Source organism: Streptomyces sp. NPDC091209 (assembly GCF_044757755.1).
Taxonomy (GTDB): domain Bacteria; phylum Actinomycetota; class Actinomycetes; order Streptomycetales; family Streptomycetaceae; genus Streptomyces.
Map to the genome: position 1 here is coordinate 383,545 of NZ_JBIVVR010000009.1, position 25,483 is coordinate 409,027.

At 71.5% G+C, this 25,483-nt stretch carries 17 protein-coding genes; 9 read left to right on the top strand and 8 right to left on the bottom strand.

Annotation, left to right across the window (positions count from 1 at the left end):
• The first annotated feature begins 33 nt into the window (after positions 1-33).
• Entirely contained in the window at positions 34-957 is a 924-nt protein-coding gene (locus tag ACIQRL_RS27175) for an SGNH/GDSL hydrolase family protein (RefSeq protein WP_401336301.1), read from the top strand.
• 151 nt (positions 958-1,108) lie between these two features.
• Here ACIQRL_RS27175 and ACIQRL_RS27180 read toward each other — a convergent pair whose 3' ends face one another.
• The gene (locus tag ACIQRL_RS27180) at positions 1,109-2,542 is read right to left on the bottom strand and encodes a cellulose binding domain-containing protein (RefSeq protein WP_401336303.1); all 1,434 of its coding nucleotides are present in this window, start codon (positions 2,540-2,542) and stop codon (positions 1,109-1,111) included.
• A gap of 297 nt (positions 2,543-2,839) precedes the next feature.
• On the opposite strand from ACIQRL_RS27180, the gene ACIQRL_RS27185 reads away from it, so the two are divergent.
• The 5 genes from ACIQRL_RS27185 to ACIQRL_RS27205 all read left to right on the top strand — a co-directional run bounded on the left by ACIQRL_RS27185 (position 2,840) and on the right by ACIQRL_RS27205 (position 10,452).
• Positions 2,840-3,727, top strand: coding sequence for a GntR family transcriptional regulator (locus ACIQRL_RS27185; RefSeq protein ID WP_401336306.1), 888 nt, complete (start codon positions 2,840-2,842; stop codon positions 3,725-3,727).
• 421 nt (positions 3,728-4,148) lie between these two features.
• Positions 4,149-4,976 (top strand): alpha/beta fold hydrolase, encoded by an 828-nt coding sequence (locus ACIQRL_RS27190; protein WP_401336309.1) that lies wholly within the window; start codon positions 4,149-4,151, stop codon positions 4,974-4,976.
• A gap of 252 nt (positions 4,977-5,228) precedes the next feature.
• Positions 5,229-6,089, top strand: a complete 861-nt coding sequence (locus ACIQRL_RS27195) for a hypothetical protein (protein ID WP_401336312.1) — start codon at positions 5,229-5,231, stop codon at positions 6,087-6,089.
• Entirely contained in the window at positions 6,086-8,257 is a 2,172-nt protein-coding gene (locus ACIQRL_RS27200) for a bifunctional serine/threonine-protein kinase/ABC transporter substrate-binding protein (protein WP_401336315.1), read from the top strand. Before ACIQRL_RS27195 ends, ACIQRL_RS27200 begins: the two co-directional genes overlap by 4 nt.
• Before the next feature lie 35 nt (positions 8,258-8,292).
• Positions 8,293-10,452 carry a bifunctional serine/threonine-protein kinase/ABC transporter substrate-binding protein gene (locus tag ACIQRL_RS27205; RefSeq protein ID WP_401336486.1) on the top strand — a complete coding sequence of 720 codons (2,160 nt, stop codon included), beginning with the start codon at positions 8,293-8,295 and terminating at the stop codon, positions 10,450-10,452.
• A gap of 39 nt (positions 10,453-10,491) precedes the next feature.
• Here ACIQRL_RS27205 and ACIQRL_RS27210 read toward each other — a convergent pair whose 3' ends face one another.
• Positions 10,492-13,311 (bottom strand): SpoIIE family protein phosphatase, encoded by a 2,820-nt coding sequence (locus ACIQRL_RS27210; RefSeq protein ID WP_401336317.1) that lies wholly within the window; start codon positions 13,309-13,311, stop codon positions 10,492-10,494.
• A 452-nt stretch (positions 13,312-13,763) separates the two neighbouring features.
• On the opposite strand from ACIQRL_RS27210, the gene ACIQRL_RS27215 reads away from it, so the two are divergent.
• Positions 13,764-14,948 (top strand): AI-2E family transporter, encoded by a 1,185-nt coding sequence (locus tag ACIQRL_RS27215; protein ID WP_401336319.1) that lies wholly within the window; start codon positions 13,764-13,766, stop codon positions 14,946-14,948.
• 25 nt (positions 14,949-14,973) lie between these two features.
• Here the strand turns inward: ACIQRL_RS27215 and ACIQRL_RS27220 are convergent, their stop codons facing one another.
• From ACIQRL_RS27220 to ACIQRL_RS27240, 5 genes are all read right to left on the bottom strand, one after another.
• Positions 14,974-15,927 (bottom strand): NUDIX domain-containing protein, encoded by a 954-nt coding sequence (locus ACIQRL_RS27220; protein WP_401336322.1) that lies wholly within the window; start codon positions 15,925-15,927, stop codon positions 14,974-14,976.
• Between the two features lie 182 nt (positions 15,928-16,109).
• Complete coding sequence (locus ACIQRL_RS27225) at positions 16,110-16,850, bottom strand: VOC family protein (RefSeq protein WP_401336325.1); 741 nt, start codon at positions 16,848-16,850, stop codon at positions 16,110-16,112.
• 103 nt (positions 16,851-16,953) lie between these two features.
• On the bottom strand, positions 16,954-17,955 hold the full coding sequence (locus ACIQRL_RS27230) for an acyl-CoA desaturase (protein ID WP_401336328.1): 1,002 nt from the start codon (positions 17,953-17,955) through the stop codon (positions 16,954-16,956).
• Positions 17,956-18,172: 217 nt separating this feature from the next.
• Positions 18,173-18,619, bottom strand: a complete 447-nt coding sequence (locus ACIQRL_RS27235) for an SRPBCC family protein (RefSeq protein WP_401336330.1) — start codon at positions 18,617-18,619, stop codon at positions 18,173-18,175.
• Positions 18,620-18,771: 152 nt separating this feature from the next.
• Positions 18,772-19,350, bottom strand: a complete 579-nt coding sequence (locus tag ACIQRL_RS27240; protein ID WP_401336333.1) for a hypothetical protein — start codon at positions 19,348-19,350, stop codon at positions 18,772-18,774.
• A 200-nt stretch (positions 19,351-19,550) separates the two neighbouring features.
• On the opposite strand from ACIQRL_RS27240, the gene ACIQRL_RS27245 reads away from it, so the two are divergent.
• Both ACIQRL_RS27245 and ACIQRL_RS27250 read left to right on the top strand, forming a co-directional pair.
• The gene (locus tag ACIQRL_RS27245; protein ID WP_401336336.1) at positions 19,551-20,591 is read left to right on the top strand and encodes a LacI family DNA-binding transcriptional regulator; all 1,041 of its coding nucleotides are present in this window, start codon (positions 19,551-19,553) and stop codon (positions 20,589-20,591) included.
• 296 nt (positions 20,592-20,887) lie between these two features.
• Positions 20,888-23,026 carry an RICIN domain-containing protein gene (locus ACIQRL_RS27250; RefSeq protein WP_401336338.1) on the top strand — a complete coding sequence of 713 codons (2,139 nt, stop codon included), beginning with the start codon at positions 20,888-20,890 and terminating at the stop codon, positions 23,024-23,026.
• A gap of 92 nt (positions 23,027-23,118) precedes the next feature.
• Here the strand turns inward: ACIQRL_RS27250 and ACIQRL_RS27255 are convergent, their stop codons facing one another.
• Positions 23,119-25,473, bottom strand: coding sequence for a glycoside hydrolase family 3 N-terminal domain-containing protein (locus ACIQRL_RS27255; RefSeq protein ID WP_401336341.1), 2,355 nt, complete (start codon positions 25,471-25,473; stop codon positions 23,119-23,121).
• Positions 25,474-25,483 lie beyond the last annotated feature (10 nt).

Below are 25,483 nucleotides of genomic sequence, written 5' to 3' on the forward strand. Positions count from 1 at the left end.
AGCAGGCCGTCATGGCTTCAGGGGAGGGGCACGATGAACCATCACACGCGTCCGGACAAGGGCGTCCCGAGGCGACGGGGCGCCATGGCGGTGGGGGCGGCGCTGAGCAGCTGCGCGCTCGTCGCCGGTGTCGCGGCGGCGACTCCCGCCGCGGCGGGCGAAGGCCACGCGCCGCACGGCGTCGACTACGTCGCGCTCGGCGACTCGTACACGTCCGGGCCGCTGATTCCTCAGCAGGTCGACGCGAACTGCGCGCGCTCCGACCACAATTATCCCTCGATCACAGCGGCCGCACGCAAGGTCGCCTCTTTCACGGACGTGAGCTGTTCCGGCGCCAAGACCGACGAGATGTGGAAGGCGCAGGGGACCAACGGGCCCCAGCTCAACGCGGTCAAGCACGGCACCGACCTGGTGACCCTGCAGATCGGCGGCAACGACATGGGCTTCGGCCCGATCATCGCCACCTGCGCCGGGCTCAGTTCGAAGGACCTCTCGGGCAACCCCTGCCAGCAGTACTACGGCGCCGCGGGCTACGACCAACTCACCCTGAACATCCTCGAAACGGCTCCCAAGGTCGCCCGGGTGCTCCGCGAGATCCACGCCAGGGCGCCGCACGCCCGGGTGGTCGTCGTCGGCTACCCCGACCTCCTGCCCGACGACGGCAGCGGCTGCTACCCGACCGTTCCGTTCGCCGCGAAGGACTTCCCCTATCTGCGGGACACCGGCAAGCGGCTCAATCTGATGCTCCGCACGGTGGCGTTCCTGAACCGCGCCGAGTACGTGGACACCTACGGGCCGACCGTCGGCCACGACATGTGCAAGGCCCCCGCCGATCGCTGGATCGAGCCGCTGCGCCCGACCTCGCCCGCCGCTCCGGCCCACCCCAACGCCAAGGGCCAGGAGGCCATGGCCGGCGCGGTGCTGGCGCACCTGGGCGAACGGGCCCGGCACCACTGACCGTTCCGGTCGTCGGCACCCGATGCCTGAGCGTCCCTGTCGGCGAGCGCCCACGCGCTCGCCGACAGGCTGTCCGGGGTCGCGGTCCCAGCCGCCGGCCACGCGCAGGAGTCCGGCCGTCGTTCCGGACAGGTCGTACCGACCGGCCGCGTCAGGGAGTCGGCACCTCGTCCACGAACGCGGTGCCGGCGCTGCGGTAGCCGGCCACCTTCGAGGCCACCTGGGCCGGGGTGAGGACCTGGTCCTTGACGTGCAGGACGTAGTCGACCTGTTCGTCGTAGGCGCGTGCCGTGGTCGAGGTCTGTCCTGCCAGGTCGATCAGCCACTGGTTGAAGTTGATCGACATCGGCCGCTCGGGCAGGTACTGGGCGTCGTGGGTGCCGAAGAGCTGTCCGTCGATGTAGTACTTGATGCTGCCGCTGTCGATGGTGAGCACCAGGTCGTGCCAGCCGGCGTAGCTCTGGCGTGCCTCGGTGTGCTGGTTGACGGCCTGCCAGGGATCCGGGTTGTACGTCTCCCAGGAGGTGGTGTACAGGATGTTGCCCGTCTCGCCCCAGCCGCCGTTGGGCAGGTACTCGAAGTCGTACTCGGAGTAGTCGTCCGCCATCGGCGCCGTCAGGTCGTTGATGGTGAAGAACGTCTGCACCAGGTGATCGCCGTCGGGGCCGGACCCCGGAGCGTCGGCGAACCTGACCCGGGCCGCGTAGGTGCCGTTCTTGAACTTCATGCTCTTGGAGACGACTTCGGTCTGCCGGGTGGACTCCGCGGTGCCCGAGGTCGACGTCCGCAGGTTCATCACCGCGTTGCCAGACACGGTCGGGAAGGTGACCCCGGACGGGTCCCAGGTCGCGCCGGGGACCCCGGGTCCGCCGGAGTTGGAGCGGACGTTCCAGCCGTGCGCGGAGATCGCGGGGTCGGTGTACGACGAGTAGGAGAAGTCGTCGAACAGCGCCTGGCCGCCGCCGGGCGGGTCGGTCGGGTCGGTGGGATCGGTCGGATCCGTGGGGTCGTTGCCCTCCGGCGCAGTGCCCCACACGGTGGCTCCGGCGAGCTGGGCGGTGACCTTGTTCCAGTCCGCGTACGAGGTCTGCGCGCCGTTGAAGGAGTAGTCGTCCGCCTGGTTCACGGACTGCCAGGTGGACTGGTAGAAGCGCAGTTGCATGTCGCCGGTGTCCGCGCCCGGTGCGAGGGCGCCGGCCGTGGAGGTGAAGCCGATCTCCAGGTAGCGGTCCGCGGTCGCGGTGGGATGAGTCAGGGTGCCGAAGGTGCCGGTGACGTTCGCGCATCCCTTGACCGCCCAGGAACAGGCGAAGCGATAGGTGGCGCTCGCCGAGTCCGCCTTGAAGTAGTAGCGGATCTTCACCTGGCTCAACTGCACTGCGGCGGGGCCGGTGTTGCGCACGGTGAACCAGGGCTCGCTCTGGTCGGCGGTGGCCCCGCTCGCGCTGGTGCGGTACTGGACGGCGAGACCTCCGGCCGCGGCGGCGGGGGCGGACAGCGGAACGGCGACCAGGGCGGTGCCGCCCAGGAGGGCCGACAGCGCGAGGGCCACACGACGGCGGCCGGTGGGGGGACGGTTTCTCATGGGGGTTCCTTCCGGTGGGCTCCCGCCGGCTGCGGGAGGTGGGGGTGCTCAGGAACGCGAGAAGACGTGCCGTGCTTGACCAGTTGGCCGATCGGCCTTACCAGTTGACGTCGCCTGAAAGTGGCATAGACCATTGCGTCAGTCAACCCCCTTGTATTCAAAGGGACTTGCTGGGCTCGGCGTGATGCGGCACACCTGTCTCGCGAGGACGAGCTGAATCGATCCACTTGACCAGCGGACCAGTTAGGGTCGGATGCCGTACCGGTTGGCCGCACCGACGACGAACGAGAGTCACGCATGGAGATCGATCCCGCCGCCTCCCGCGCGGTCCTCAAACGAGAAAGAGTCCGCGACACGATCCTCGAACTCATCGAGGAACGCCGTCCCGGTGACGCCATCCCCTCCGAGCGCGCGCTCTGCGCACAACTCGGTGTCTCCCGGCCCACTTTGCGTGCGGCTGTGGATCAACTGGTGGTCGCCGGACTCCTGGTGCGCGAGCACGGGCGGGGGATGTTCGTGGCCGCCGAGAAGATCACCCAGGAACTGGTCCCGGACCGGCAGACCTTCAGCCTGCCCCAGGCCGCGGGCACATGGACCAGCAGGCTTCTGGAATTCAGCACGCTGTCCGCAGGTGCCCGGGTGGGCCGCAGGCTGCGCATCTCGCCCGCGGCCGGAATCCGGTACGTGGCGCGGCTCCGCCTGGTCGACGGCTCACCCATGGCCATCGAGTACCTGCATGTCCCCGCCGACCTCGTGCCCGACCTGACCAGTGACGAACTGGAGAACGGCGACCTGTACGAACACCTCGGCCGGCGGCACGGAATCCAGGTGAGCGAGGCGGTCCAGTCGATCGAGCCCACGGTCGTGACCCGCGAGGAGGCGGGACTGCTCGATGTGCCGGAGCTCTCCCCGGCCCTGCTGTTCGAGCGCCTCACCTCGGACGCCCGGGGCCGACCGGTGGAGTACGTCCACTCGATCTACCGAGGGGACCGCTACCGCATCGTCTCCCGGCTGGCGCTCGGCCCCGGATCCGAAGATCCGTCACCCCGCGAGGGGCACCACCCCGGTATCCCGCCGGGAGGCTTCCTGCCGGGCGAACCCGTCACCTTCTCCACCCGAGGCGTGGTGGCCGGCGGTCTCTTCGGGCGCTCCGGCGGACGAGGTGAGGCCGACGCCGCGACGTGACGGGGGGGCGGCCCCGCGAACTGACAGCGACGCAAGGCCGTACCCTTCGAGGACTCCAGGCCGAACCGTGCACCCACTTCAGGCCGAACCCTTGGCGGACTCCTGGCAGCGCCTCTCACCGGCTCCGGACGGGCGGGCGCTTCTCGGTGAACGCCCGGCCGCCCGACGCGACGAGGTGGGGTGCCTCGGCTAGGGTGATGTGGACGACATGCTCACTCCGGTCATTTCGTGCTGCCGACCGCCCCGTCGCCCCTCGCGCGTGTGCCGCCGGTTCATGGCGTGGCGGGGCAGCAAGTTCGTGAGGGCCGTCGCGGGGACTCGCTGCCGGACACATCGGCGACAGCGCCGTCCGCCGGCCGGGCGCGGGTACCGGCATCGCGTGCAGCGTGGAATTCCGGACCAGATGCGAGAGGACCCACACATGCCCTTCGCCACGGCCAAGGACGGCACACAGATCTTCTACAAGGACTGGGGATCGGGCCAGCCGGTCGTCTTCTCCCACGGCTGGCCGCTGACCGCGGACGCCTGGGACGCCCAGATGAAGGTGATGGCGGACAACGGTTTCCGGGCCGTCGCCCACGACCGGCGCGGTGGCGGACGCTCCGGCCAGCCCTGGGACGGCAACAACCTCGACACGTACGCCGACGACCTGGCGGCGGTCATCGAAGCGCTCGACCTCCGGGATGTCATTCTGGTCGGCCATTCGACGGGCGGCGGCGAAGTCACCCGCTACATCGGCCGGCACGGCACCGGCCGGGTGGCCAAGGCGGTCCTGGTCGGCGCGATCCCGCCGCTCATGCTGAAGACGGACCAGAACCCCGAAGGACTGCCGATCGACGTCTTCGACGGCATCCGCAAGGGCGTGGAGACCGACCGGTCGCAGTTCTACCGGGACCTCAGCGCCTCCTTCTACGGGGCCAACCGTGACGGATCGACCGTCACCCAGGGGACGCGGGACGAGTTCTGGCTCTGGAGCATGACCGTCGGCATCAAGGGCGCGTACGACTGCGTCAAGGCGTTCTCCGAGACCGACCTCACCGAAGACCTCAAGAAGATCGACGTACCGACACTCATCGTGCACGGCGACGACGACCAGATCGTTCCCATCGTGGCTTCCGGCGACAAGTCGTCGAAGCTCGTCAAGGACGTGGTCTACAAGGTGTACCCGGGGGCGCCCCACGGGCTCGCCATGGTGCCCAAGTTCGCCGAGGTCTTCAACGCCGACCTCCTGGAGTTCGCCCGCAGTTGAACCAGCGGTCTCCTGGCAGGACCCAGGAGGCCGGCCCACGAGACCGAGCAAGCGGTCCGGCGCCGAGAGACGCCCGGACCGCTTGTTCGGCGCTTGCCCGGCGCGGACTCGGGCGACGGCGATCCGGCGGTGTGGCCCGTTCGCATGTGCCGCGGCCGTCGCGAGGCAACGGACCGCGGCAATGCGTAGTGCCCCGGAGGCATAGTCGATACCCTCCCCGTGGGGGAACACCCTTGCGGATGGGGGACGTTCATGGCGTATCGGAGACCGGTGCGGCTGTGCTGCGGGGCGTTAGCCACGGGGCTGGTGCTCGCCGGCTGCTCGGCGGGGGCGGGGGACGCCGGGACCGCGAAACCCACGGCCTCGAACGACGCGACCGCGAGCAGGCGTACGAGCGCCGTCTCGGCCCCGACTCCCAGCAGCGGTAAGGGTTCCGCCTCGCCGGCCCCGACCCCCAGCGGCACAGGGCTGGGCTTTCGTCCCGATCCCGGCCGAGCACCCAGAACCCGCGCGGAGGGCTTACGTCTGGCCCGCGCCATCGCGTCGACCCCCGACAACTGGGGCCCCGGCTACGTCAAGCGGAACCCGTACGAGAGTGACCCCGGCTACTGGCCCGTGCTCGACGCGAACTGCGTCTGGCAGCGCGAACCACTGCCCTCGACGGTGCTCGCCAGTCTCACCCGCTACAGCGAACTGCCGGCCGGGAACGGCAAGGGCCCGATCCGCGTCGCCGCCGTCGTCACCGTGCACCGCACCGTGCGGGACGCCGAATGGGAGATGGCCGGAACCCTCGAAGAAGCCCTGCGCTGTCCCGACCAGCAACTCCGCCAGGGCGAGCGGATCACCGGACTGCTCTCCCAGGGGTCCGCCTTCGGCCAGCTCGGCAACGCCAACGCCGAGGACACGCTCACCGAGGGCGGTCAGTACTACAGCGACCAACTCGGCGGCCCCTATTACTACTACTGGATACAGAGCCGCATGGCCCAGGTCACCGTGGCCGTCGTCGGCAAGGGCGCCAAGGGCCGGTCGGGGGAAGAGGTCGACGCGGCGCTGCTACAGGGCGCGGGCGAGATGCTCACCCAGGTCGAGAGCGAACTGGAGGCGGCGCGGTGAGCGAGCGTCTGCTCCCCACCGACCCCGCCTCGATCGGCGGACACCGGCTGCTGGCCCGGCTCGGCGCGGGCGGCATGGGCGTGGTCTACCTCGGCCGTACGGAAGCCGGGGCGCTGGCCGCCGTCAAGGTCATCCAGGCGGAGTACGCGGACGAGCCCGACTTCCGGGCCCGGTTCCGCCGTGAGGTCGAGGCGGCCCGGCGGGTGACCAGCCCCTGGGCCGTGCCGGTCACCGGCGCCGACCCGGAGGCGGCGGCGCCCTGGCTGGCCACCGCGTTCGTGCCCGGCCCCTCGCTGGAGGAGGCGGTCACCCGCCACGGTCCGCTGCCCGCCCGCAGCGTGCGCGTCCTGGCCAGGACGCTCGCCGCCGCGCTGCGCGAGGTGCACGCCGCCGGGCTGGTCCACCGGGACGTCAAGCCCGCGAACGTCCTGCTCGCCGTGGACGGCCCGCGCCTGATCGACTTCGGGATCGCCCGCGCGGCCGACGAGACCGCGATCACCTCCACCGACCTGGTCGTCGGCACCCCCGGATTCCTGTCGCCCGAACAGGCCGAGGCGCGCGGCTCCGCCGTCGGTCCGCCGAGCGACATCTTCTCGCTGGGGTGCCTGCTGGCCTACGCGGCGAGCGGCCGGCCGCCGTTCGGCACCGGCACGGCGGACGCCCTGCTCTACCGGACGGTCCACGACGAACCCGACCTGGCCGGCATCGAGGCCGAGGAGGACGCGGACGACGGCGGCCTGCCTGAACTGCTGCGCCGATGCCTGGCGAAGGACCCGGCCGACCGTCCGACGGCCGGGCGGTTCGGCACGGAGCTGCTGGTCGAGGACGCGATCCCCGAGGGCGGGCAGCTCGACTGGCTGCCCGAGGACGTCGTACGGGCCATCGCCGACCGTTCGTCCGAGATGCTGGCGCTGCCCGACATCGAGCCGACCGTCGCCGAGGCGTCGGGGGACGCCGGGCGGACCTCGCCGAGCCGTCGGCGCCTGCTCGTGCTGGCCTCCGGGGCGGCCGTGCTCCTGGCGGGTGGCGGTGTGGCGGCCTGGGCCGCTCTGCGCGACGAGGACGACCCGGGGTCGCCCGCGCCGCGGGACCACCGCTGGGCCGTCGGCGTGCAGGCGGACCTGAGCGGGGCGCAACGCGCGGTGGGCGAGGCGCAGGAGCGGGGCGCCCGGCTGGCGATCGAGCAGTACAACTCCCGTAAGGACAAGCCCTTCGAGCTCGTACTGAAGACCGCCGACGACGGCGGCAGCGCCGGACGGGCGCCGGGCGCGGCCAAGAAGCTGATCCAGGACACCGACGTGCTCGCCGTCCTCGGCCCCACCAACGACGAAACGGCGGGCGCCGTGCTAGGCGCCTACGACGAGGCCCTGCTGCCGGTGCTGTGCATCTCGGCCGGGGGGCTGATCCTGACCTCGCAGCAGTACCGGTCCTTCCTGCACTGCCGGCCCAGCGACGCCGCCGTCGCCCTGCCGATCAGCATCTATGTCCTGCGGCAGAAGGGAAAGCTGCGCTCCGGCCTGCTCCAGGACCGTACCGCGCGGACGTACGCCCAGGAGTCCGCCTCGATCAACGCCATCCTGATGCGCAAGCTGGGCCGGCCGGTCTACCCCCGGGTGATCCCGGCGGACACCGAGGACGTGCGACCCGTCGTCGCCGACATGCTGCGGGCCGGGATCGGCTCCTTCATCTACGCCGGAGACGCGCGGGGCGGGGCCCGGGTGGCCCGCGCGCTGGCGGCGGCCGGTTTCGACGGGCCACGGCTCACCCCGCAGGCCGTGATCGACCCGGAGTTCCTGAAGGAGGCCGGGAAAGCGGCCGAGGGATGGCTGTTGACCGCCTCCTTCGTCGACCCCACGGCCGTGCCGGCCGCGGCGGCCTTCACCGCCGCCTTCCGCAAGCGCTACGGAGCCGAGCCCGGCCACTACGCCGCCGAGGCGTACGACACCGTCAACCTCGTCGTCCAGGAGACGGTGAAGGCCACGAAGGGCGGACGGCCCCCGAAACGCCAGGCGTTGCTTGGCCTGCTGCGCAACGGGCACTACAAGGGCATCACCAAGGACTTCTCCTTCAAGCCGGCGGACGGCACGTTCGCCGGCGGGGGTGTCTTCCTGTACCAGGTCGAGGGTGGCCGGTTCCGCTTCCTCGGCGCCGCCCCCTCCCAGGTGTAGCGGTGAGCGACGCGCACGCGCGGGGACACACGGGAGTGCGGGCGCTCAAGCCCGGGGATCCGCCGTTCGTCGGCGGCTACCGGCTGCTCGGGCGGCTCGGCGCGGGCGGTATGGGCGTGGTCTACCTGGCCCGCTCGACGGGCGGGGCGCTGGTCGCGCTGAAGGTGATCCGCACCGAGTACGCCTCCGACCACGACTTCCGGGCCCGGTTCCGTCGCGAGGCCGAGGCGGCGGCCGGGCTCGGCGGGAGATGGGTCGTACCGGTCACCGCGGCGGCTCCGCAGGACCGCGAGCCCTGGCTGGCCACCGCCTTCGTGCCGGGTCCGTCGCTGGCCGAGGCCGTCGCGCTGCACGGGCCACTGCCCGACCGGACCGTGCGCGCCCTCGGCGCCCGGCTGGCCGAAGCACTCACCGAGGTGCACGCCGCGGGCCTGGTGCACCGGGACGTCAAGCCGGGCAACGTCCTGCTCGCCCTGGACGGGCCCCGGCTGATCGACTTCGGTATCGCGCGCAGCACCGGCGCCACCGCGCTGACCGCGAGCGACGTGGTGATCGGATCGCCCGGCTATCTCTCGCCCGAACAGGCGCGGGCGCAGGGCGGTGACATCGGGCCGCCGAGCGACATCTTCTCCCTGGGCTGTGTCCTGGCGTACGCCGCGACCGGCCGCCGCCCGTTCGGCGTCGGTACCCCGGCCGCCGTCATCTTCCGTACGGTCCACGAGGAGCCGGACCTGGACTCCGTACCGTGGGCGCTGGTCCCGCTGCTGTCCCGTTGCCTCGCCAAGGACCCGTCGGCCAGGCCCACCGCGCCGGAGGTACGGGCCGCGCTGGCCGGCGAGGGCGAGGGGGACGGGGACGGGGAGGACGACTGGCTGCCGTCCGAGCTGCCCCGGCTGATCGCGGAACGCTCGGCCACGGTCCTGGCCCTGCCCGACCCCGCGCCGGGCACATTCGTGCAGGCGCCCGAGGGGCCCGGCCTCTCACGGCGCCGCCTGCTGACGCTGGGCTCGGCGGCCGGCGTCGTCGCGGCCGGCGGGGGAGTGGCGGCCTGGGCCGCCTCCAGATCCCCGGGACGCAACGCGGGCGCGACGGGTTCCGGACAACTGCGCCGGTACGTCATCGGGGTGCACGCGGACCTCACGGGCCGGGACAGAGCGGTGGGCCGGGCCCAGGAGCGGGCCGTACGTCTGGCCGTGGAACAGTTCAACTCCCGCCCCCGGGACGGCCGTACCTTCGATCTGGCCCTGAGGGTCCTCGACGACGCGGGAGTGGCCGAGCGGGCCGGCGAGGTCGCCGGAAGCTTCGTCGCGGACCAGCGGGTGTACGCCGTCATCGGACCGACCGGCACCACCCTGACGCAAGGCGTCGTCGCCCGCTACGAGAAGGCACTGCTGCCCGTCGTGACCGTCTCCTCCGGCAGCGATCTGTACTCGACGACCACCACCCGCGCCCTTTTCCAGCTCAGACCCGACGAGGACACCCTGTCCACGGGTTTCATCTCCTACCTCACCCACACCGAGAAGAGCCGAAGAACCGCCCTCATCGACGACAGGGCCGCCAGCCGCACCAGTTGGCAGATCGTCAGGGACCTGGCGACGTTCCCGCCCTCCAACGGCACCACGACCACCCATGTCGTGGCCGCCGACAGCCAGGACTTCGACACCGTGGCCGCCGCCGTGCTCGCCGACAAGGCGCAGGCCGTGGTCTACGGCGGTTCCTCTCCGCACCGCGCCGCCCGGTGCGCCCGCGCGCTGGAGCAGGCCGGCTTCCGGGGCACGCGCATGGCCCCCGAACCGGTCCTGGAGGCCGCGTTCCTGAACGAGGCGGGACCGGCGGCCGAGGGCTGGGTGATCTGCGCGACCTACGTCGATCCGACCGAACTGCCCGCCGCCGCAGGCTTTGTGACGGCGTACAAGAAGCGCTTCGGCGTACGCACCGTCGAGCGCTTCGCCGTCGAGGCGTACGACGCCCTGAACTTCGTCGCCCAGGGCCTGCGCGATCTCGGCAGCGACGGCGTCGAGCGAGGCGCCATGGTGCGCAGACTCCGCGCGTCCACCTACAAAGGGCTGGCGAAGACCGTCCGATTCGACGCGGTCACCGACGAGTTCCACTGGGCGAACGGCCTCTTCCTGTACCGCGTACAGAACGGCACCCCACATTTCCTGGGCCGCTACGACCAGCTCGAGAAGGCCTGAAACGCCGTCCGTCGACGGTGACGACCGGCCAAAGCAGGGCTAAGGCTGGTCCCCCTGGGCCGGGTCCTCCGTGTCCGGGAGGGGCTGTTCGGTCCAGATGGCCTTGCCCTCCGGGGTGTAGCGGCTGCCCCAGCGTTCGCAGAGGGCGTTGACGAGCTGGAGTCCGCGGCCACCCTCGTCGGTGTCCGAGGCGCGCCGGATGCGGGGCATGGTCAGACTCGCGTCGGACACCTCGCAGACGAGCGTTCCGCTGCACAGGAGGCGCAGTCCGATGGGGCCCCTGGCATGCCGGATGACGTTCCCGACGAGCTCGCTGGCCAGCAGTTCCGTTGTCATGACCAGGTCTTCCAGATGCCACTGGGCGAGTTGCTCCCGTACATGGCGGCGGGCCTCACCCGCGGCCTCCGGACCCTCCGGAAGATCCCAGAAGGCCATCTGCCGGTCGGCCACGGTGTGCAGGCGGGCGATCAGCAGGGCGGCGTCGTCGGAGGTGGGCCCACCCGGCAGCAGGCCGGCGGTGATGGTGTCGCAGAGGTCCTCCAGATCGGGACAGCAGGCCTCGCGGGGGAGCAGATCGGCGAGCTGGGCCATGCCCTGGTCGATCTCCCGGTGCGGCGACTCCACGAGCCCGTCGGTGTAGAGGACCAGAAGGGTGTCCGCCGACAGCTTCAGTTCCGTCGTCTCGAACGGAGGGAACGCGGCGCCCAGCGGAGGGTTGACGGCGACCTCCGGGAAGTAGGCGCTGCCGTCGGGCCGGACGACCAGCGGCGGCGGATGCCCCGCCCGCACCACGGTGCACGATCCGTCGGTGGAGTCGTACAGCGCGTACAGGCAGGTCGCGTACGCGTGCTCGCCGAGTCCCCCGACGATGTCGTTGAGGTGGCCCATGATCTCGACGGGAGGCAGTTCCAGCGCGGCCAGCGTGTGGAGGGCGGTGCGCAGCCGTCCCATGGTCGCGGCCTCGGACAGTCCGTGGCCCATCACGTCACCGATGACCAGGGCCACTTGGCCCGCGGACAGCGGGATCAGGTCGTACCAGTCCCCGCCCACGTCGGAGGTCTGACCGGCCGGCAGAAACCTCGCCGCCGCCGTGACCTCGGGAACGGTGGGCAGCCCCAGGGGCAGCAGAGCCTGCTGGAGTTCCTCGGAGCGGTTGAGCTCGGCGTCGTAGAGCCGCGCTCTCTCCAGGGCGTGCGCCACCAGCGCGCTGATGGTGATGAGGAGCGTGCGTTCCTCGGACGTGAGGCGTCGTACGGTGTCGAAGGCGATGACACACACGCCGAAGGTGTGGCCGGAGGCCGTCAACGGGAGGAACGCCCAGGCCTCCTTGTCGGTCGGAGGCCGGCTTCCGCCGTCGGGGAAGGCCGTGGCCCATTCCTCCCGCGACGAGTAGAAGCGGGGTTCGCCGGTCAGGACCGCCTGCCCGGCGGGACTGGCGTCGGACACGTCCATGCCCTGCGCTCCGTGCATGTGCCGCAGGAAGGAGCTCGGGTAACCGACGGACCCGACGTGCACCAGCTTCTCGTCCTCGAGGACGAGTACGAGCAGACCCTGGGCGCCGAACGGGGGCAGGACACGCTGGGCGACGGCCTTCACCACGTCCTGCGAGGTGGTCGCCGCCGCGAGCTGTGTGGTCAGCTCCGCCGTCCGGCTCGCCCGCTCGGCCGTGCTGCGGACGGCCGCCGCCCGTTCGGCCTCACGGTGGCGGCGATCGGTGACATCGGTGAAGTACAGGGTGAGACCGCCGGGTACGGGGACGAGCCGCAGGTCGTAGCAGCGTCCGGTGTCGGCCATCGTGACGTCGAAGCCGACGGCGGTGGCCTGAGCGGCGCCGCGCCGGCACCGTTCCTCCAGTTCCGGAACGCCGCGCAGCGCGGGCAGGCCCCACAGGTCACGCCCGAAGAGCTGTTCGTCCTCCACACCGAGAACGCGCTCCGCCTCCAGGTTGGCGAAGGTGATGCGCCAGCCGTCGTCCACGGACAGGAAGGCGTCGCTCATGTGCTGCAGGGCACGGTTGAGGGCGTCGCGGGTGGAGCGCGCCGCGTCGCTCGCCCAGCCCTTGCCGATGACGCGGGCGACCCGGCCCTGGTCGTCGACGACGACGTGACCGGACGCGCGCGTCCACGTGTAGCCCCCGTCGCCCCGCCGGACCCGGTACTCGGCTTCGAACGGTGCGTGGGTCCGGATGGTCCGCTCCGCCGCGGCCAGGGTGCTCGCGAGATCGTCGGGGTGCACCGCCTTCATCCAGCTCTCGACTCCGGGCACGAAGGTGGCCGGATCGGTCTGGTAGACCTTCATGGCCACCTCGTCCCACAGCAGCTCGCCGGTGCGCACGTCCCACTCCCAGGAGCCGACCGCAGTGGTGTCGAGGTCCGTGCGCAGGCGCGCGGGCGCCGGGATCCGGTTCAGGCGCTTCATGGTCCATTCGGCCACTGCGCTGAGGAACGTCCACTGCTCGGGCGTCGGCTCCTCGTTGTCGCCCGTGAGGCAGGTGATCGCGCCGATGGCGCGCTTCGCCTCGACCAGGGGTACGGAGAACCAGCCGGACCGTGACAGCAGCGGCGCGGTGGGTTCGGCCAGGTCGGAGGGGAGGGCGGCCACCCATGAGCGCTCGCCGGAGCGTACGGCGCGGGCCGTCGCCGTGGGTCCGTCCTGGTCGACGATCTCCCACGCCCGGGTGACCGACGACGGCAGCCCGGTGGAGGACACCAGGCGCAGAGCCGACATGGGGCCCCGCAGGTAGACGGCCCCGCCGACGCAGCCCAGCTCCGCGACGGAGTGCTGAAGGGCGAGCCGGAAGACCTCGCTTTCCGTGATGCCGTCTTGAGCGGTGTCGAGTAGGTCCAGCCGCCTGATCACAGACCCAATATAGGATGAAATGCCGTGAATGACATGAAGGGAATCGTCTGCTGCTGAGCGTGCCCTCGGCCGGGGTTCTCCGCCCGTACGGGCCGGGTCCCGCTTCCTCCGGAGGGCGGGAGACCCGGGAGGCGGTTGCGCGACGGGGCGTCCGCGCCGAGCGGGGGCGCGCCACGGGCGGGGCGCCGTCCGCCATCCGGTCGGGGCCGAGGCGCGCGGCTGTCCCGGGTTGCGGGGCGTGGTGCGCGACATCACGCTGGCCAGGACGCCCGCGTGATCGACGGCTCGGGGCCGGTCACCCGTTTCCCGTGGGGTCGCGCGGCGGTCCGCGTACGGGCCCGGATGGCGGGTGGTCCCGACGACGGGAGGACGGTGGCACACAGGTGAACGCCGGATCGCGTCGTCCTCACCGGCGGCCGGGCGAGCCCGGAACGGGCCGCGGCGGGCGCCGGATGCGGTACGTCGTGGGGAATCGTTCCTCCCGCGGTGTCTGGACCGTCACGAAGGCGCGTACGGCCGGCACAGAGGCGCGGCCCGGCACCGCCGAACGCACGGGCGTCTCGGTGAGCCACGGGCTGCGGGTGGCCGCGGCGTACGCGTGGCGGCTGCTCGTCCTCGGTGTGGTCGCCTACGTGGTCTTCGCCCTGCTGGGCAGGTTGCAGCTCGTCGCCGTGGCCCTGTTCCTCGCGCTGGTCGTGACGGCGGTCCTGCGTCCCCTCGCCGATCTGCTGGCTCGCCGCATGCCGAGGACCGTGGCGGTGATCGTGAGCATCCTCGGAAGTCTTCTGGTGGTGCTGGGCGTGATGGCACTGGTCGGTCGTGTCGTGGCGGGCGAATCGAGGAAGCTGGGCCATGAGTTCGCCGGGGGACTGGGGCGGATCGAACGCTGGCTGGAGGGCTCCCCCTTCCATCTCAGCCACGCGGTGATGTCGAATCTCCAGGGCAAGGTCGCCACCTTCGTCTCGGATCACCGTTCCGTGCTGATCAGCAGCGCCCTCAGCGGCGCCGGCCGCGCGGTGGAGTTCGTCACCGGACTCGTCCTCGCCCTCTTCTGCTCGCTGTTCTTCATCCGCTCCGGGGACAAGTTCTGGCGCTGGTTCCAGGAGCTGATGCCGGAGAGCGCGCGGGACCCGTGGGACCGCGGTGGGCGCGCGGCCTGGCGGACCTTCGCCGGGTACACACGCGGCATCATCATCGTGGCGGCCACCAACGCCATTCTCGTCGGAATCGCCCTCTACATCCTGGGCGTCCCCTTGGCGCTGCCGCTCACGCTCCTGGAGTTCTTCGCCGCCTTCATCCCCCTGGTGGGTTCACCCGTCGCGCTCGGCGTCGCCACCGTCGTCGCTCTGGCCACCAAGGGGCCGGTCGTCGCGTTCATCGTGCTCGCCCTGATCGTCGTCATCGGCCAGTTGGAGGGGCACGTACTGCATCCGCTCGTCCTGAGCTGGGCGGTCCGGCTGCACCCGGTCGTCGTGGCCCTCTCGGTCATCGCCGGGAGCATCCTGGCCGGTGTGACCGGCGCCGTCGTGGCCGTACCGATGGTGTCGGTCGCCTGGTCCGTGATCTCCGAGCTGCGCGCACGCCCCGAGCCGGAGCCCTCCAGCCCGCCCGAACGGGCCCGGGCCGGGGAGCCGTAGCGGTGACGGGCCGGGCGTTCCGGGTTCAGGCCGTCCAGCCCAGCTCCGTGTAGGACTTTCCGTCGGCGATGGCGGCGAGCGCGATACGGGTGTACTCGACCAGCCGGCCGGGGAGCGCGTCCAGCGGCCACCACCGCCACTCCGTGCACCGGTCGGGTTCCAGGACCTGGGGCTCGCCGCTCCACCGGGATGCGGCGAAGAACAACTGGACGCGGGGGAAGGGGCTCCAGGGGTTGCGTTGATCCAGGGTGTGTACGAGGGACAGGTCGCGCGCCTCGATCGTGATGCCGGTCTCCTCCGACGCCTCTCGGACCGCGCAGGCCAGCGTGGACTCCCCCGGCTCGCGGTGCCCGGCCGGTACGTGCCAGGTCGAGGGCGCGAAGGGACTCTCCGGGTGGCGTTGGCCGAGCAGGACCGCGCCGTCGCGTACGAGGACGAGGTGGGCGCCGACGATGCTGCCCTCCCGGTGCCCGGCGTCCTGCCGGACGCGCACGGTCGCCGGTGTGCCGCCGCTGTCGGGAAGGGGGTGCGGGTGCCGTTGGTGTTCGCGGATGACGGCCACCGTGCCGGGGTCCATGGTCATGAACTCCGTCTCGTCGGGGCGGGTCCATCGGAGCTGGATGCCTTCGTGGAGGGGGATCTCGTGCGCGGGCCGGTTCAGGGTGCCCCGGTAGACGAGGACCCGGTCCTTGAGCGTGCCGGAGGCGTCGAGAGTCTCCACGGTGAGGAAGGGAACGAGGCCGGGGACGGTGAGCCCGGTCTCCTCGCGCAGCTCGCGGGCGATGCACTCGGCACCCGTCTCGCCGGGTTCGAGGCCCCCGCCGAGGAGGCCCCAAGTGCCGGGACTCCAGATGGGTTTGTTCGCGTCGCGCAGATGCAGCAGGTAGCGCCCGCGGTCGTCGACGAGAAGGGCGGCTGTGCCGGGCGTGTCCACGGTGCGAGGGCTCGACGGAAGGCCGGCGGGGCTGGTGTCGGTCACGCGGAGAGTCCTTTCGTGTCGTGCTGCCGTGAGTCGAGCGTCCTCGCGGGCCGGCCTCGCCCACGCGCCGGGGGCGGCGACACTCGTCTTGCCGCGCCAGTGCGCCGGTTGGATTGCCCGACAGCCCGACTGACGCATGGGTGCTCAAGGTTCACCTGCCGGGACGTCCTCAGGGCCTCAGGTCAGGACGGGGCGAGGACGCAGAACTCGTGGCCCTCCGGGTCGGCCAGGCAGGTCCACGGGGCGTCGCCCTGGCCGACGTCGAGGTCGGTGGCGCCGAGGGCCCGCAGCCGGGCCACCTCCGCCGCCTTGTCGTCATCGGGGTACGGCAGCAGGTCCAGATGGACGCGGTCCGGCACGGTCTTCACGTCGGGCCTGCGGATGAATTCGAGATAGGGGCCGACACCCTTGGCGGAGCGCAGCACCGCCTGATCGTCGGTCACCTCGTGCACGGTCCAGTCCAAGGCATCGCCCCAGAACCGGGCCATGGCCCGCGGATCCGCGCAGTCGACCACGACCGCGGCGATCGGCCCGGTGTCCCGGTAGGTGTCCCGGGGCTCCAGCACACAGAACTCGTTGCCCTCCGGGTCGGCGAGGACCGTCCACGGCACCTCGCCCTGACCCACGTCGGCGGGCGTCGCACCGAGAACCTGGAGACGCGCCACCAACTCCGCCTGATGGGCCGCGGAGGTGGTGGCGAGGTCGAGGTGCACACGGTTCTTCGCTGTCGTCTTGGGTTCCGGGACGGGAACGACGTCGATGCCCACGGCGACCGGGTCCGGCCAGACGGGGCCGCCGGGGGGTCCGACATAGGTGGTCACGCCGGGGCTGTAAGCACTCCAGCCGAGCGCCGCCGCCCAGAACCGGCCGACCGCCGAGGCGTCAAGAGCCTTGATGTTCACGTGAACAGGTCGCAGTGCCATGTCGGCGATCCTATGCGCCCGCTGACGGCTCGGCAGGTGTCGCGAAACAGAACACCCGCGCGTGCACATGGAGTTCGGGTGTCGCTCGGGTGCGCTGCCGGCCTCAGACGCGGCGGGCGGCGACCCGATCCGGACTGGGCCAGCGGACCTCGGACACCCAGCCGAGGCGTTCGAGGACGCGGATGACGGCGGCCGACGGGTCGATCTGGCCGCGGTCCACGCCGTGGCGGGCGCTCGTGGGGTCGGCGTGGTGGAGGTTGTGCCAGCTCTCGCCGAACGACAGCAGGGCCAGCGGCCACAGATTGGTGGCCCGGTCGTGACGCCTGGTGTGGAACGGGCGTTCGCCGATCATGTGGCACAGTGAGTTGACGCTCCAGGTCACGTGATGGAGCAGCGCGATGCGGACAAGTCCCGCCCACAGAAGGGCGGTCAGCCCGTACACCCAGGTGCCGCCGATCGCCCAGCCCAGCCCGAACGGCAGGGCGAGGGTGAGGACGCACAGCGCCGGGAAGGCTCGCGCGACGGCCCGTATGTCGCGGTCGGCGAGGAGGTCGGGGGCGTAACGTTCCGGCGGTGTGCGGTCGTTGCGGAAGAGCCAGCCGATGTGCGCGTGGACCAGCCCGCGCAACTGGCCCCGCAGATACGTGCCGTAGCGGTACGGGGAGTGCGGGTCGCCGGGCCGGTCGGTGAAGGCGTGATGGCGGCGGTGCGTGGCGACCCAGTCGATGACGTCACCCTGGAAGCTCATCGACCCGGCCACCGCGAGCGCGATGCGTACGGGACGGACGGCCCGGTAGCCGCCGTGGGTGAGGCCGCGGTGGAAGCCGACGGTCACGCCGAGCCCGGTGACCGTGTAGAGAACGGCGGCCAGCAGCACGTCGACGGGATGGACGAGGCGCCCCCACAGCAGCCATCCGGCCAGGCCGAGGGCCACGAACGGCAGGACGACGATCATGGTCGTCACGGTCACGTAGATCCGCTCGCCGCCGTCCCGCGCGGGCAGCGCGTCCTCCGGCGGGAAGGGGGACGTTCCGTCGTAGACCTGGGGCGGCGAGGGACCGTTCGGCGGAAGGGCCGTCGTGGATGCGCTGGACACGGGCGACATGGAGAACTCCTGGCCTCGGTGCGGTGGCGCGCCGGGGTCAGGGGGCTGCCCCTGTTGTGGGAGATCGTGAGAGCCGGACCGGTCCGGACAGCGGCGCATGAAGCGTCCTCGCTTCCTTCACCCTACGCCCGCACCCTCCGGAGCGACGCGTGCCGGCGCGACCACCGCGGCCGGGCACGGGTCGCCCACGCGGTGGTCGCGGCCGGGACCGGCTCCCTCAGGAGGCCTCCACGGCCGCCTTGATCCGCTGGCCGAAGGCGTCCGCGTCCTTGCGGGCCGCACTCAGCGCGAAGCTCACCAGGAGCTTTCCGATGCCATGGCCCTCGAGGACGTTGTAGATCCTGACCCGGGTCGTGCGGTCGCCGGTGGACTCGAGGTCGTAGCCGCCCTCGTCCGCCGTGACCGTGTTCTTCGAGACTTCCGCCCAGCGGATGCGGCGGGGCGGCTCGAACTCGGTGATCCGGAACTTCCGGCCCGATTTCATGCCGGCGTCCTTGACCGTGCTGGTGAAGATCGTGCCCACCGCCGTCGGGCCCTCCGGCGTCTTCGTGATCGCCTGCACCCTGGGGCTGAACTTGGGGTCGTTCGTGCCGGCGGCGAGGAAGGCGAAGACCTCCTCGATGGGGCGGTTGATCTCGGTTGTCGCCTCGAACTGACCGGACACGGTTCCTCCTGTGCTGCGATCACGGACCGCCCGCTGAGGGCGCGCGGGATTGCCGCGCATGCTCAGACTAGGGGGCGGGAGCCCCACCGTCGCGTCACACGGACCCGTCGGTCATGCCCCGTGCCAGGGGCCCGTGCTACGGCCCCGCGCGGTCAGTGGTCGAAGCCGTCGGTCAGGCGGACGGTGTAGCCGTCGTCCTCCATCAGGACGACGGTGACGCCGAAGGGGTTGGGATGGTCCAGTTCCATGGGGGTGAAGGCGTAGTCGACGGCGGCCTGAACGGGCGGCGGAAGTTCGCCGCCCGGCTGAGGCGCGGGAGCCCGCTCCCATGCGAGGGCGGCCGTGGCCCCCTCCGCGTCCTCGGAGCCGTCGGACGAGAACTCCTCGCTGTAGGGGAACTGGTGCAGCACATGGCCGTCCGGGGTGGCGTGGACCATGTTCAGACAGGGGGCGGGGCCGACGACGGGCAGCTCGCAGGCGGTGGCGACGTCATGTGTCTCCCAGGCGAGGACGACCTCGTCCGCGCAGGCCGCCGCGGCGATGTTCGACAGTGCCGCGATGCCGGTGAGCGCGTCGGCTCCGGGCTTCGTGGGACGGACCCAGATCAGCCCGACCAGCTCGCCCCGCACCAGCGGCATGATGACCGGCCGGGGCGTCGCACCTTCGCCCACTCCGTTGACGTAGGTGCTTTTCATCGAGCTGACCAGCGTGTCCCACGTTCGCGTGTCCACGGAAGTCCCCTTTGCCACTGTTGCCATCGATCACCTCCGACCCTGTCACGCGGGGCGCCCCCGTGTCAGCGGGATGTCCGGCACACGGCGCCCCGGTCTTGCCTCCCCGTCCCCGGGCCGGTTACGTTGCGGCGGAGTTTTCGGCCAGGTACGCGGTGCGGTCCGGCGCATCAATGTTCGGCGTACGGAACGGACATCGGGTGACAGGTCGAGTCAAGGACCGGCAGGAAGCGCAGCACGGTCTGCTCACGAGCATCGCCGCCGAGGCGGGGGTCTCGCTCAGTACCGTGTCCAAGGTGGTGCACCGGCGCCGGGACGTGGGCGCGGCGACACGGGGCCGGGTCGAGGAACTGCTGACGCGGTACGGGTACGTCCGCCCGTGGGAGCGGGGTTCCGCGACGCCCCGGCAGATCGTCGTCGTCTTCCGTGACCTGTCCGGGCCCTACACCCTGGAGGTCGCCCGCGGCATCGTGGACGCGGCCGGCGAGTTCGGCATCGACGTGGTCACCGGGACGACGAGCCGGCGGTCGATCTCCGGATGGCTGGAGGAGTGCGTGGCACTCGGCGCGGCGGGGATCGTGATCGTGATCTCCATGCTGGCCGAGGAGGACCAGCGGCGGATCGTCGAGCAGCGGCTGCCGGTGGTGCTGATCGACCCGCTCAGCGCGCCTTCGCAGGACATTCCCAGCATCGGGGTGACGAACTGGAGCGGAGCCCGGGACGCCGTCCAGCACCTGCTGGCGCTGGGGCACACCCGGATCGGCATGGTCGCGGGCCGCTCGCACTCCCTGGCGGGCGCGGCGCGCGTGCACGGGTACCGGGCCGCGCTGGAGGAGGCCGGGGTCGCCTACGACCCGGCGATCGTCCGCTCGACCGACTTCGACTACACCGAGGCGCTCGCCGCGAGCCTGCAGATCCTGCGGGCCTGCGACCCGCCCACGGCCGTTTTCGCGGCCAGCGACGCACAGGCGCTCGGCGTGCTGGAGGCCGCCCGGCAGCAGGGGCTCTCGGTACCGCACGATCTGTCCGTCATGTCCTTCGACGACACGCTCGTCGCGGCCATGGCCTGCCCGCCGTTGAGTGCGGTGCGCCAGCCGTTCGAGGAGTTGGGGCGCGAGGCGACCCGGGTGCTCATGGATCTCGCCGAGGGCCGGCCGCCCGCGGCGCCGCGCATCGAGCTGGCCACGGAACTCGTCATACGGACCTCGACGTCCATGCGCCACCGGGTCGGTACCCCGTGACCCGCGAGGTCCACACCCCTTGACCCGCGAGGTCAATACGCCTTGACCCGCGAGGTCAATACCTCGTCACCCGCAACCGCGCGAAACCCTTTCGCAACGTGCCGGTGACAGTGAGATGTCGCCTGCGAATACTGGCTTCCTGCCTCGCACCCCCTTTCCCCTCCCCATGCGGCCCCCCCCGGGGACCCCATGCCCGTGGAACCCCATGGACCGGGGTGCGTGTTCCCCCGGTGAAAGGAACGCCGTTGAAAAGATCCTGGGCGCGAAAGGCTTTCGCTTCGGCGACGGCCTTCGGCATGGGTGTGGCATTCGCCATCGCCTCCGCGACGAACGCGTCGGCGTATCAGCCGAGTCCCGCGAACCTGTATACGGCGGACAACACCGCCGCGTGCAACAAGAGCCCGTGCGTGCTCTACCCGAAGTCGGCCCAGCTGCCGGACGGCCGGATCGTGGCCACGTTCGAGAACGACCAGACCGCTCCGGTGGGCCAGACGCTGCCCGTCCACAAGAGCGACGACGGCGGCACGACGTGGGCGAAGCTCGCCGACGTCAAGGCCCCGGCGTACCTGTCCGGCGACAGCGCGTACGCGAAGTACACGAGCAACTGGACCAACCCGTATCTCTACGTGCTCCCGCAGAACGTCGGAAACCTGAGCGCCGGCACGCTGCTGCTCGCGAGCGTCGTCTCGGGCGACGACTCCTACTACGAGGAGCAGAAGGCCGCCGACTCCGGCTGGACGCCGACCAGTGACGGCGACCGCAAGGACGTGGCACTCGCCCTGTACGCCAGCACGGACGACGGCGCGACCTGGAGCTTCGAGAACATCATCGCGGCCGGGACCTGGCAGGGCGGCAGCGCGGGCAGCACCGGCCGCGTCTCGACGGCCAACACCCACGCCCAGGTCGACCCCGTCTGGGAGCCGCACCTGCTCGCCCACAACGGCACGCTCATCGCCTACTACTCCGACGAGGACGACTACACCGGCTACGACACCGGCACCGGCGCCCCCACCCTCGACCCGGCCAACGACACGGCGACGGACTCCGGCGGCCAGGTGCTCCTCCACCGCACCTGGAACGGCAGCGGCACCACGTCCTGGAGCAGTCCCGTCGTCGACGTCCCGGGCGCCACGGTGAGCATGGGCAGCGGCAAGACGGAGATCGGCGGCGGCCGCCCGGGCATGACGACCATCGCCCCGACGACCGACGGCAAGTGGCTCCTGACGTACGAGTACTGGGGCGGCGGGACGAACGTCCGCTACCGGATCTCCGACGACCCGACGAAGTTCTTCTCGGCCACGGACGCCGCGATCACTTCGCTGCCGGTGCCCTCGGGCGGGGCCGCCCTGTCCACCGGCGGCAGTCCGGTCCTCCTCCCGATGCCGGACGGCCGGATCGTCTACAACGCCGCCGGCAGCGGCGACGTCTGGGTGAACGAGTCCGGACTGAGCACCGGCACGTGGAAGGAGTACAAGACACCGATCGCCGCCGGCTACAGCCGCACCCTGCAGTACGTCGACGGCACGGGACGCGTCCTGATCCTCCAGGCGTCCTGGAGCGGTGGCAGCGTCGGCCCCGTGAAGTACGCCGAGGTCGACCTCGGACGGTCCGACGGCGCCTACTACAGCCTCGTCAACCGGCTGACCGGCCAGGTCCTCACCACCGCGTCCGGCAAGACGCAGGACGCCAACCTCACCGGCAACACCCCCGACCTCGTGCTGGGCGCGTCCAGCTCCACCGCCGACACCCAGCGCTGGCACCTGACCGCCAAGGGCGGCAACGTGACCCTGCTCAACAAGGCCGGGGGCCGCTCGGCCGCCGTCTGGACCGGCACCGCGACAGCCGGGCAGAAGCTGGCCCAGTGGGTCGACGACGGAGCCACCGACAAACTGTGGACGCTCGTCTCCTCGACCAGCGGGTACTACAAGCTCCGCTCGGTCCTCAACACCAGCCTGTACATGACCGGTTCGACGGCGGGCGGCTCCGTCACCGTGGCGGCGTCGACCACCGACGGCTCACAGGACTGGCAGTTGGTCCAGGATCCGCTCCCCACGGACTCGGCCTTCACCCTGAAGGGCACGTACTCCAGCCGCTGCCTCGACGTCCCGAACGGCCAGACGGGTGTCCAGGTCCAGATCTACGACTGCTCGGGCAACGCCAACCAGACCATCACCCGGACCACAACCGGCGAACTGCGCGTCTCCGGCAAGTGTCTGGCCGCCGACGGTGACGGCACCACCGCGGGCACCAAGCTCATCCTCTGGGCCTGCAACGGAAAGTCCGGTCAGAAGTGGTCGTTCCGCGTGGACGGCACCATCGCCAACCGCTCGAACGGTCTGGTCGTCGACGTGACCGACTGGGGTACGGCCAACGGCTCGAAGGTCGATCTGTGGACCGCGCTGGGCAACGCCACACAGCAGTGGAGCCGAGGCTAGGACCTGTCCTGGCCGCATCGGTCCAAGAGGAAGGCGGCGCCACCGGATCGGATCGACCGGTGGCGCCGCCCTCGTTCACGCGCCCCCGCGGCTCACTCCCGTTCGACCGCCACCGGCACGGTGTGCTGCCGTACGACCGTCGCGTCCCGCTCCTCACCGACCAGCCGCACGACGTCCCGCACCGGAGTGTCCAGGCTGGATGAGCCCGCTTGGAGCACGATCTCGCCGGGCTCGACGATGCGGCGGCCGGCCAGGCCGGTGAAGGCCAGGCGGTCGGTGTGGACGTGGAAGCTGACCGTGGCCCGCTCGCCGGGGGCGAGAGACACCTTGGCGAAGCCGAGGAGGGCGCACACGGGCCGCGTGACCTGGGCGACCGGGTCGACGGCGTACAGCTGGACGGTCTCGGCGCCCGCGACCGTCCCCGTGTTCCGCACCCGCGCGCGGACCGTGAACTCCCCGTCCGTCGGCACCTGTTCGCGGTCGGCCGCGAGCAGGTCGACCTCGAAGGAGGCGTAGGACAGCCCGTGGCCGAAGGGGAACGCGGGAGTGGGGTCGAGGTTGGACAGGAAGCTCTGCCGGTCGGCGAGCGGCGGATGCAGGTAGGTGTACGGCTGGCCGCCCGGCGAGGCGGGGATCTGCACGGGCAGCTTGCCGCTGAAGTTGGCCCTGCCGGACAGGAGTTGGGCCACCGCCCGGCCGCCTTCCTCACCCGGCAGGAAAACCTGGACCATGGCCGCGGTGGCCGACGCGAACCGGCCCACGGCGTAGGGCCGGCCGCTGCTGACGATGAGCACCACGGGCTTCCCGGTCGCCAGGACCGCCTCGGCCAGCTCCTCCTGGACGCCCGGCAGACGCAGGTCCTCGACATCACAGCCCTCCCCCGAGGTGCCGATGCCGAACATCCCCGCCTTGTCGCCGACGACGAGGACGGTGAGATCGGCGGCGGTCGAGGCCGCCACGGCGGCCGGGATGCCGGAGCCGTCCTTGTCCCGGATCGGGCAGCCTTGGACGAACTCCCACTCCACGGAAGGGAGTTCCTCGGCCAGCGCGGTGCGCAACGAGACCGCCTCGACCCCGTTGCCGAGGTCGTCGCGCTCGGCGAGGACGTGGTTGGGGAAGCTGTAGCAGCCGAACATGGTGCGCACGTCGTCGGCGCACGGTCCGATCAGCGCGATCCGGCCGCCGGCCGGCAGGGGCAGGGTCCCGTCGTTGGACAGCAGGACGGCGCCGGCCCGCGCCACGGCGCGGGCGAGTTCGCGGCTGGCCGGCTTGTCCAGGTCGAGTTCGCCCGCGCGCAGGGCGGGGGGCCGCGGGTCCCAGTCGGCGTCCAGGAGCCCGAGCTCGGTCTTCTGCCGCAGCACCCGGCGTACGGCGCGGTCGACCAGCTCCTCGTCGACCGCGCCCCGCTCGACGGCGTGCACTAGGGCGTCTCCGAAGCCGCGCTGGTCGGGCAGTTCGACGTCCAGGCCGGCGCGCAGGGCCAGCGCCCCGGCGTCGGACAGGTCGGCGGCCACCCGGTGGGCGCTGACCAGGAAGGGCAGGGACCAGTAGTCGGAGACGACGGTGCCTTCGAAACCCCACTGCTCGCGCAGGACGTCGGTCAGCAGCCACCGGCTGGCGGCGGGTGCCTCGCCGTCGATCTCGGCGTACGAGTTCATGACCGAGCCGACACCCGCGGCGACGAGCCGTTCGAAGGGCGGCAGGATGATGTCGAGGAGTCCGCGGCGGCCGGCGTGGACGGGGGCGTGGTTGCGGCCGCCCATCGAGGCGGAGTACCCGGCGAAGTGCTTGAGGGTGGCGTACACCCCGGCACTCTGCAGACCGGTGACGTACGCCTCTCCCATCTCTCCGACCAGGTACGGGTCCTCGCCGTAGGTCTCCTCGCAGCGGCCCCAGCGGTAGTCGCGGATCACGTCGACGACCGGGGCGAGCCCCTGGTGGACGCCCGCCTCGGCCAGGTCGGCGCCGATGGCCTCCCCGACCCGCCGGATCAGCTCCGGGTCGAAGGTGGCCGCCATGCCGAGCGAGGTGGGGTAGATCGTCGCGCCGTAGGCGGTGAAACCGGTCAGACACTCGTCGTGCGCCATGGCCGGGATGCCGAACCTGCTCTGCCGGACGATCTGCCGCTGGCGCTCGGCCAGGGCCCGGGAGTGTTCCAGGGCGGGCCGGGGCAGGGTGCCGTACGGGCGGGTGAGCTGGCCGAGGCCGTGCCGGGCGGTCTCGGCGAGGTCGCCGACGCGGTCGAAGACGCTGGTGCCCGGCGCCACCTCCGGGCCGGCCGGTTCGACGTCCTCCCACGCGCTGCCGAGCTGCGCGACCTTCTCGGGGAGGGTGAGCCGGGCGAGCAGCGCCTCGACCCGGTCGGGGATCGGCAGGGCGGGATCGGTCCAGGGGCGGTCGTCCTCCCGCTGGGGGATGCCGCCGTGGTCCGGGACGGTGGTCGTCATTCACGACTCC

Bases quoted from the DNA above. Each gene is read 5' to 3' on its own strand.
- ACIQRL_RS27255 (WP_401336341.1), bottom strand. From the start codon at position 25,473: ATGACGACCACCGTCCCGGACCACGGCGGCATCCCCCAGCGGGAGGAC.
- ACIQRL_RS27190 (WP_401336309.1), top strand. From the start codon at position 4,149: ATGCCCTTCGCCACGGCCAAGGACGGCACACAGATCTTCTACAAGGAC.
- ACIQRL_RS27185 (WP_401336306.1), top strand. From the start codon at position 2,840: ATGGAGATCGATCCCGCCGCCTCCCGCGCGGTCCTCAAACGAGAAAGA.
- ACIQRL_RS27180 (WP_401336303.1), bottom strand. From the start codon at position 2,542: ATGAGAAACCGTCCCCCCACCGGCCGCCGTCGTGTGGCCCTCGCGCTG.
- ACIQRL_RS27230 (WP_401336328.1), bottom strand. From the start codon at position 17,955: ATGTCGCCCGTGTCCAGCGCATCCACGACGGCCCTTCCGCCGAACGGT.
- ACIQRL_RS27215 (WP_401336319.1), top strand. From the start codon at position 13,764: ATGCGGTACGTCGTGGGGAATCGTTCCTCCCGCGGTGTCTGGACCGTC.
- ACIQRL_RS27225 (WP_401336325.1), bottom strand. From the start codon at position 16,850: ATGGCACTGCGACCTGTTCACGTGAACATCAAGGCTCTTGACGCCTCG.
- ACIQRL_RS27175 (WP_401336301.1), top strand. From the start codon at position 34: ATGAACCATCACACGCGTCCGGACAAGGGCGTCCCGAGGCGACGGGGC.
- ACIQRL_RS27250 (WP_401336338.1), top strand. From the start codon at position 20,888: ATGGGTGTGGCATTCGCCATCGCCTCCGCGACGAACGCGTCGGCGTAT.
- ACIQRL_RS27195 (WP_401336312.1), top strand. From the start codon at position 5,229: ATGGCGTATCGGAGACCGGTGCGGCTGTGCTGCGGGGCGTTAGCCACG.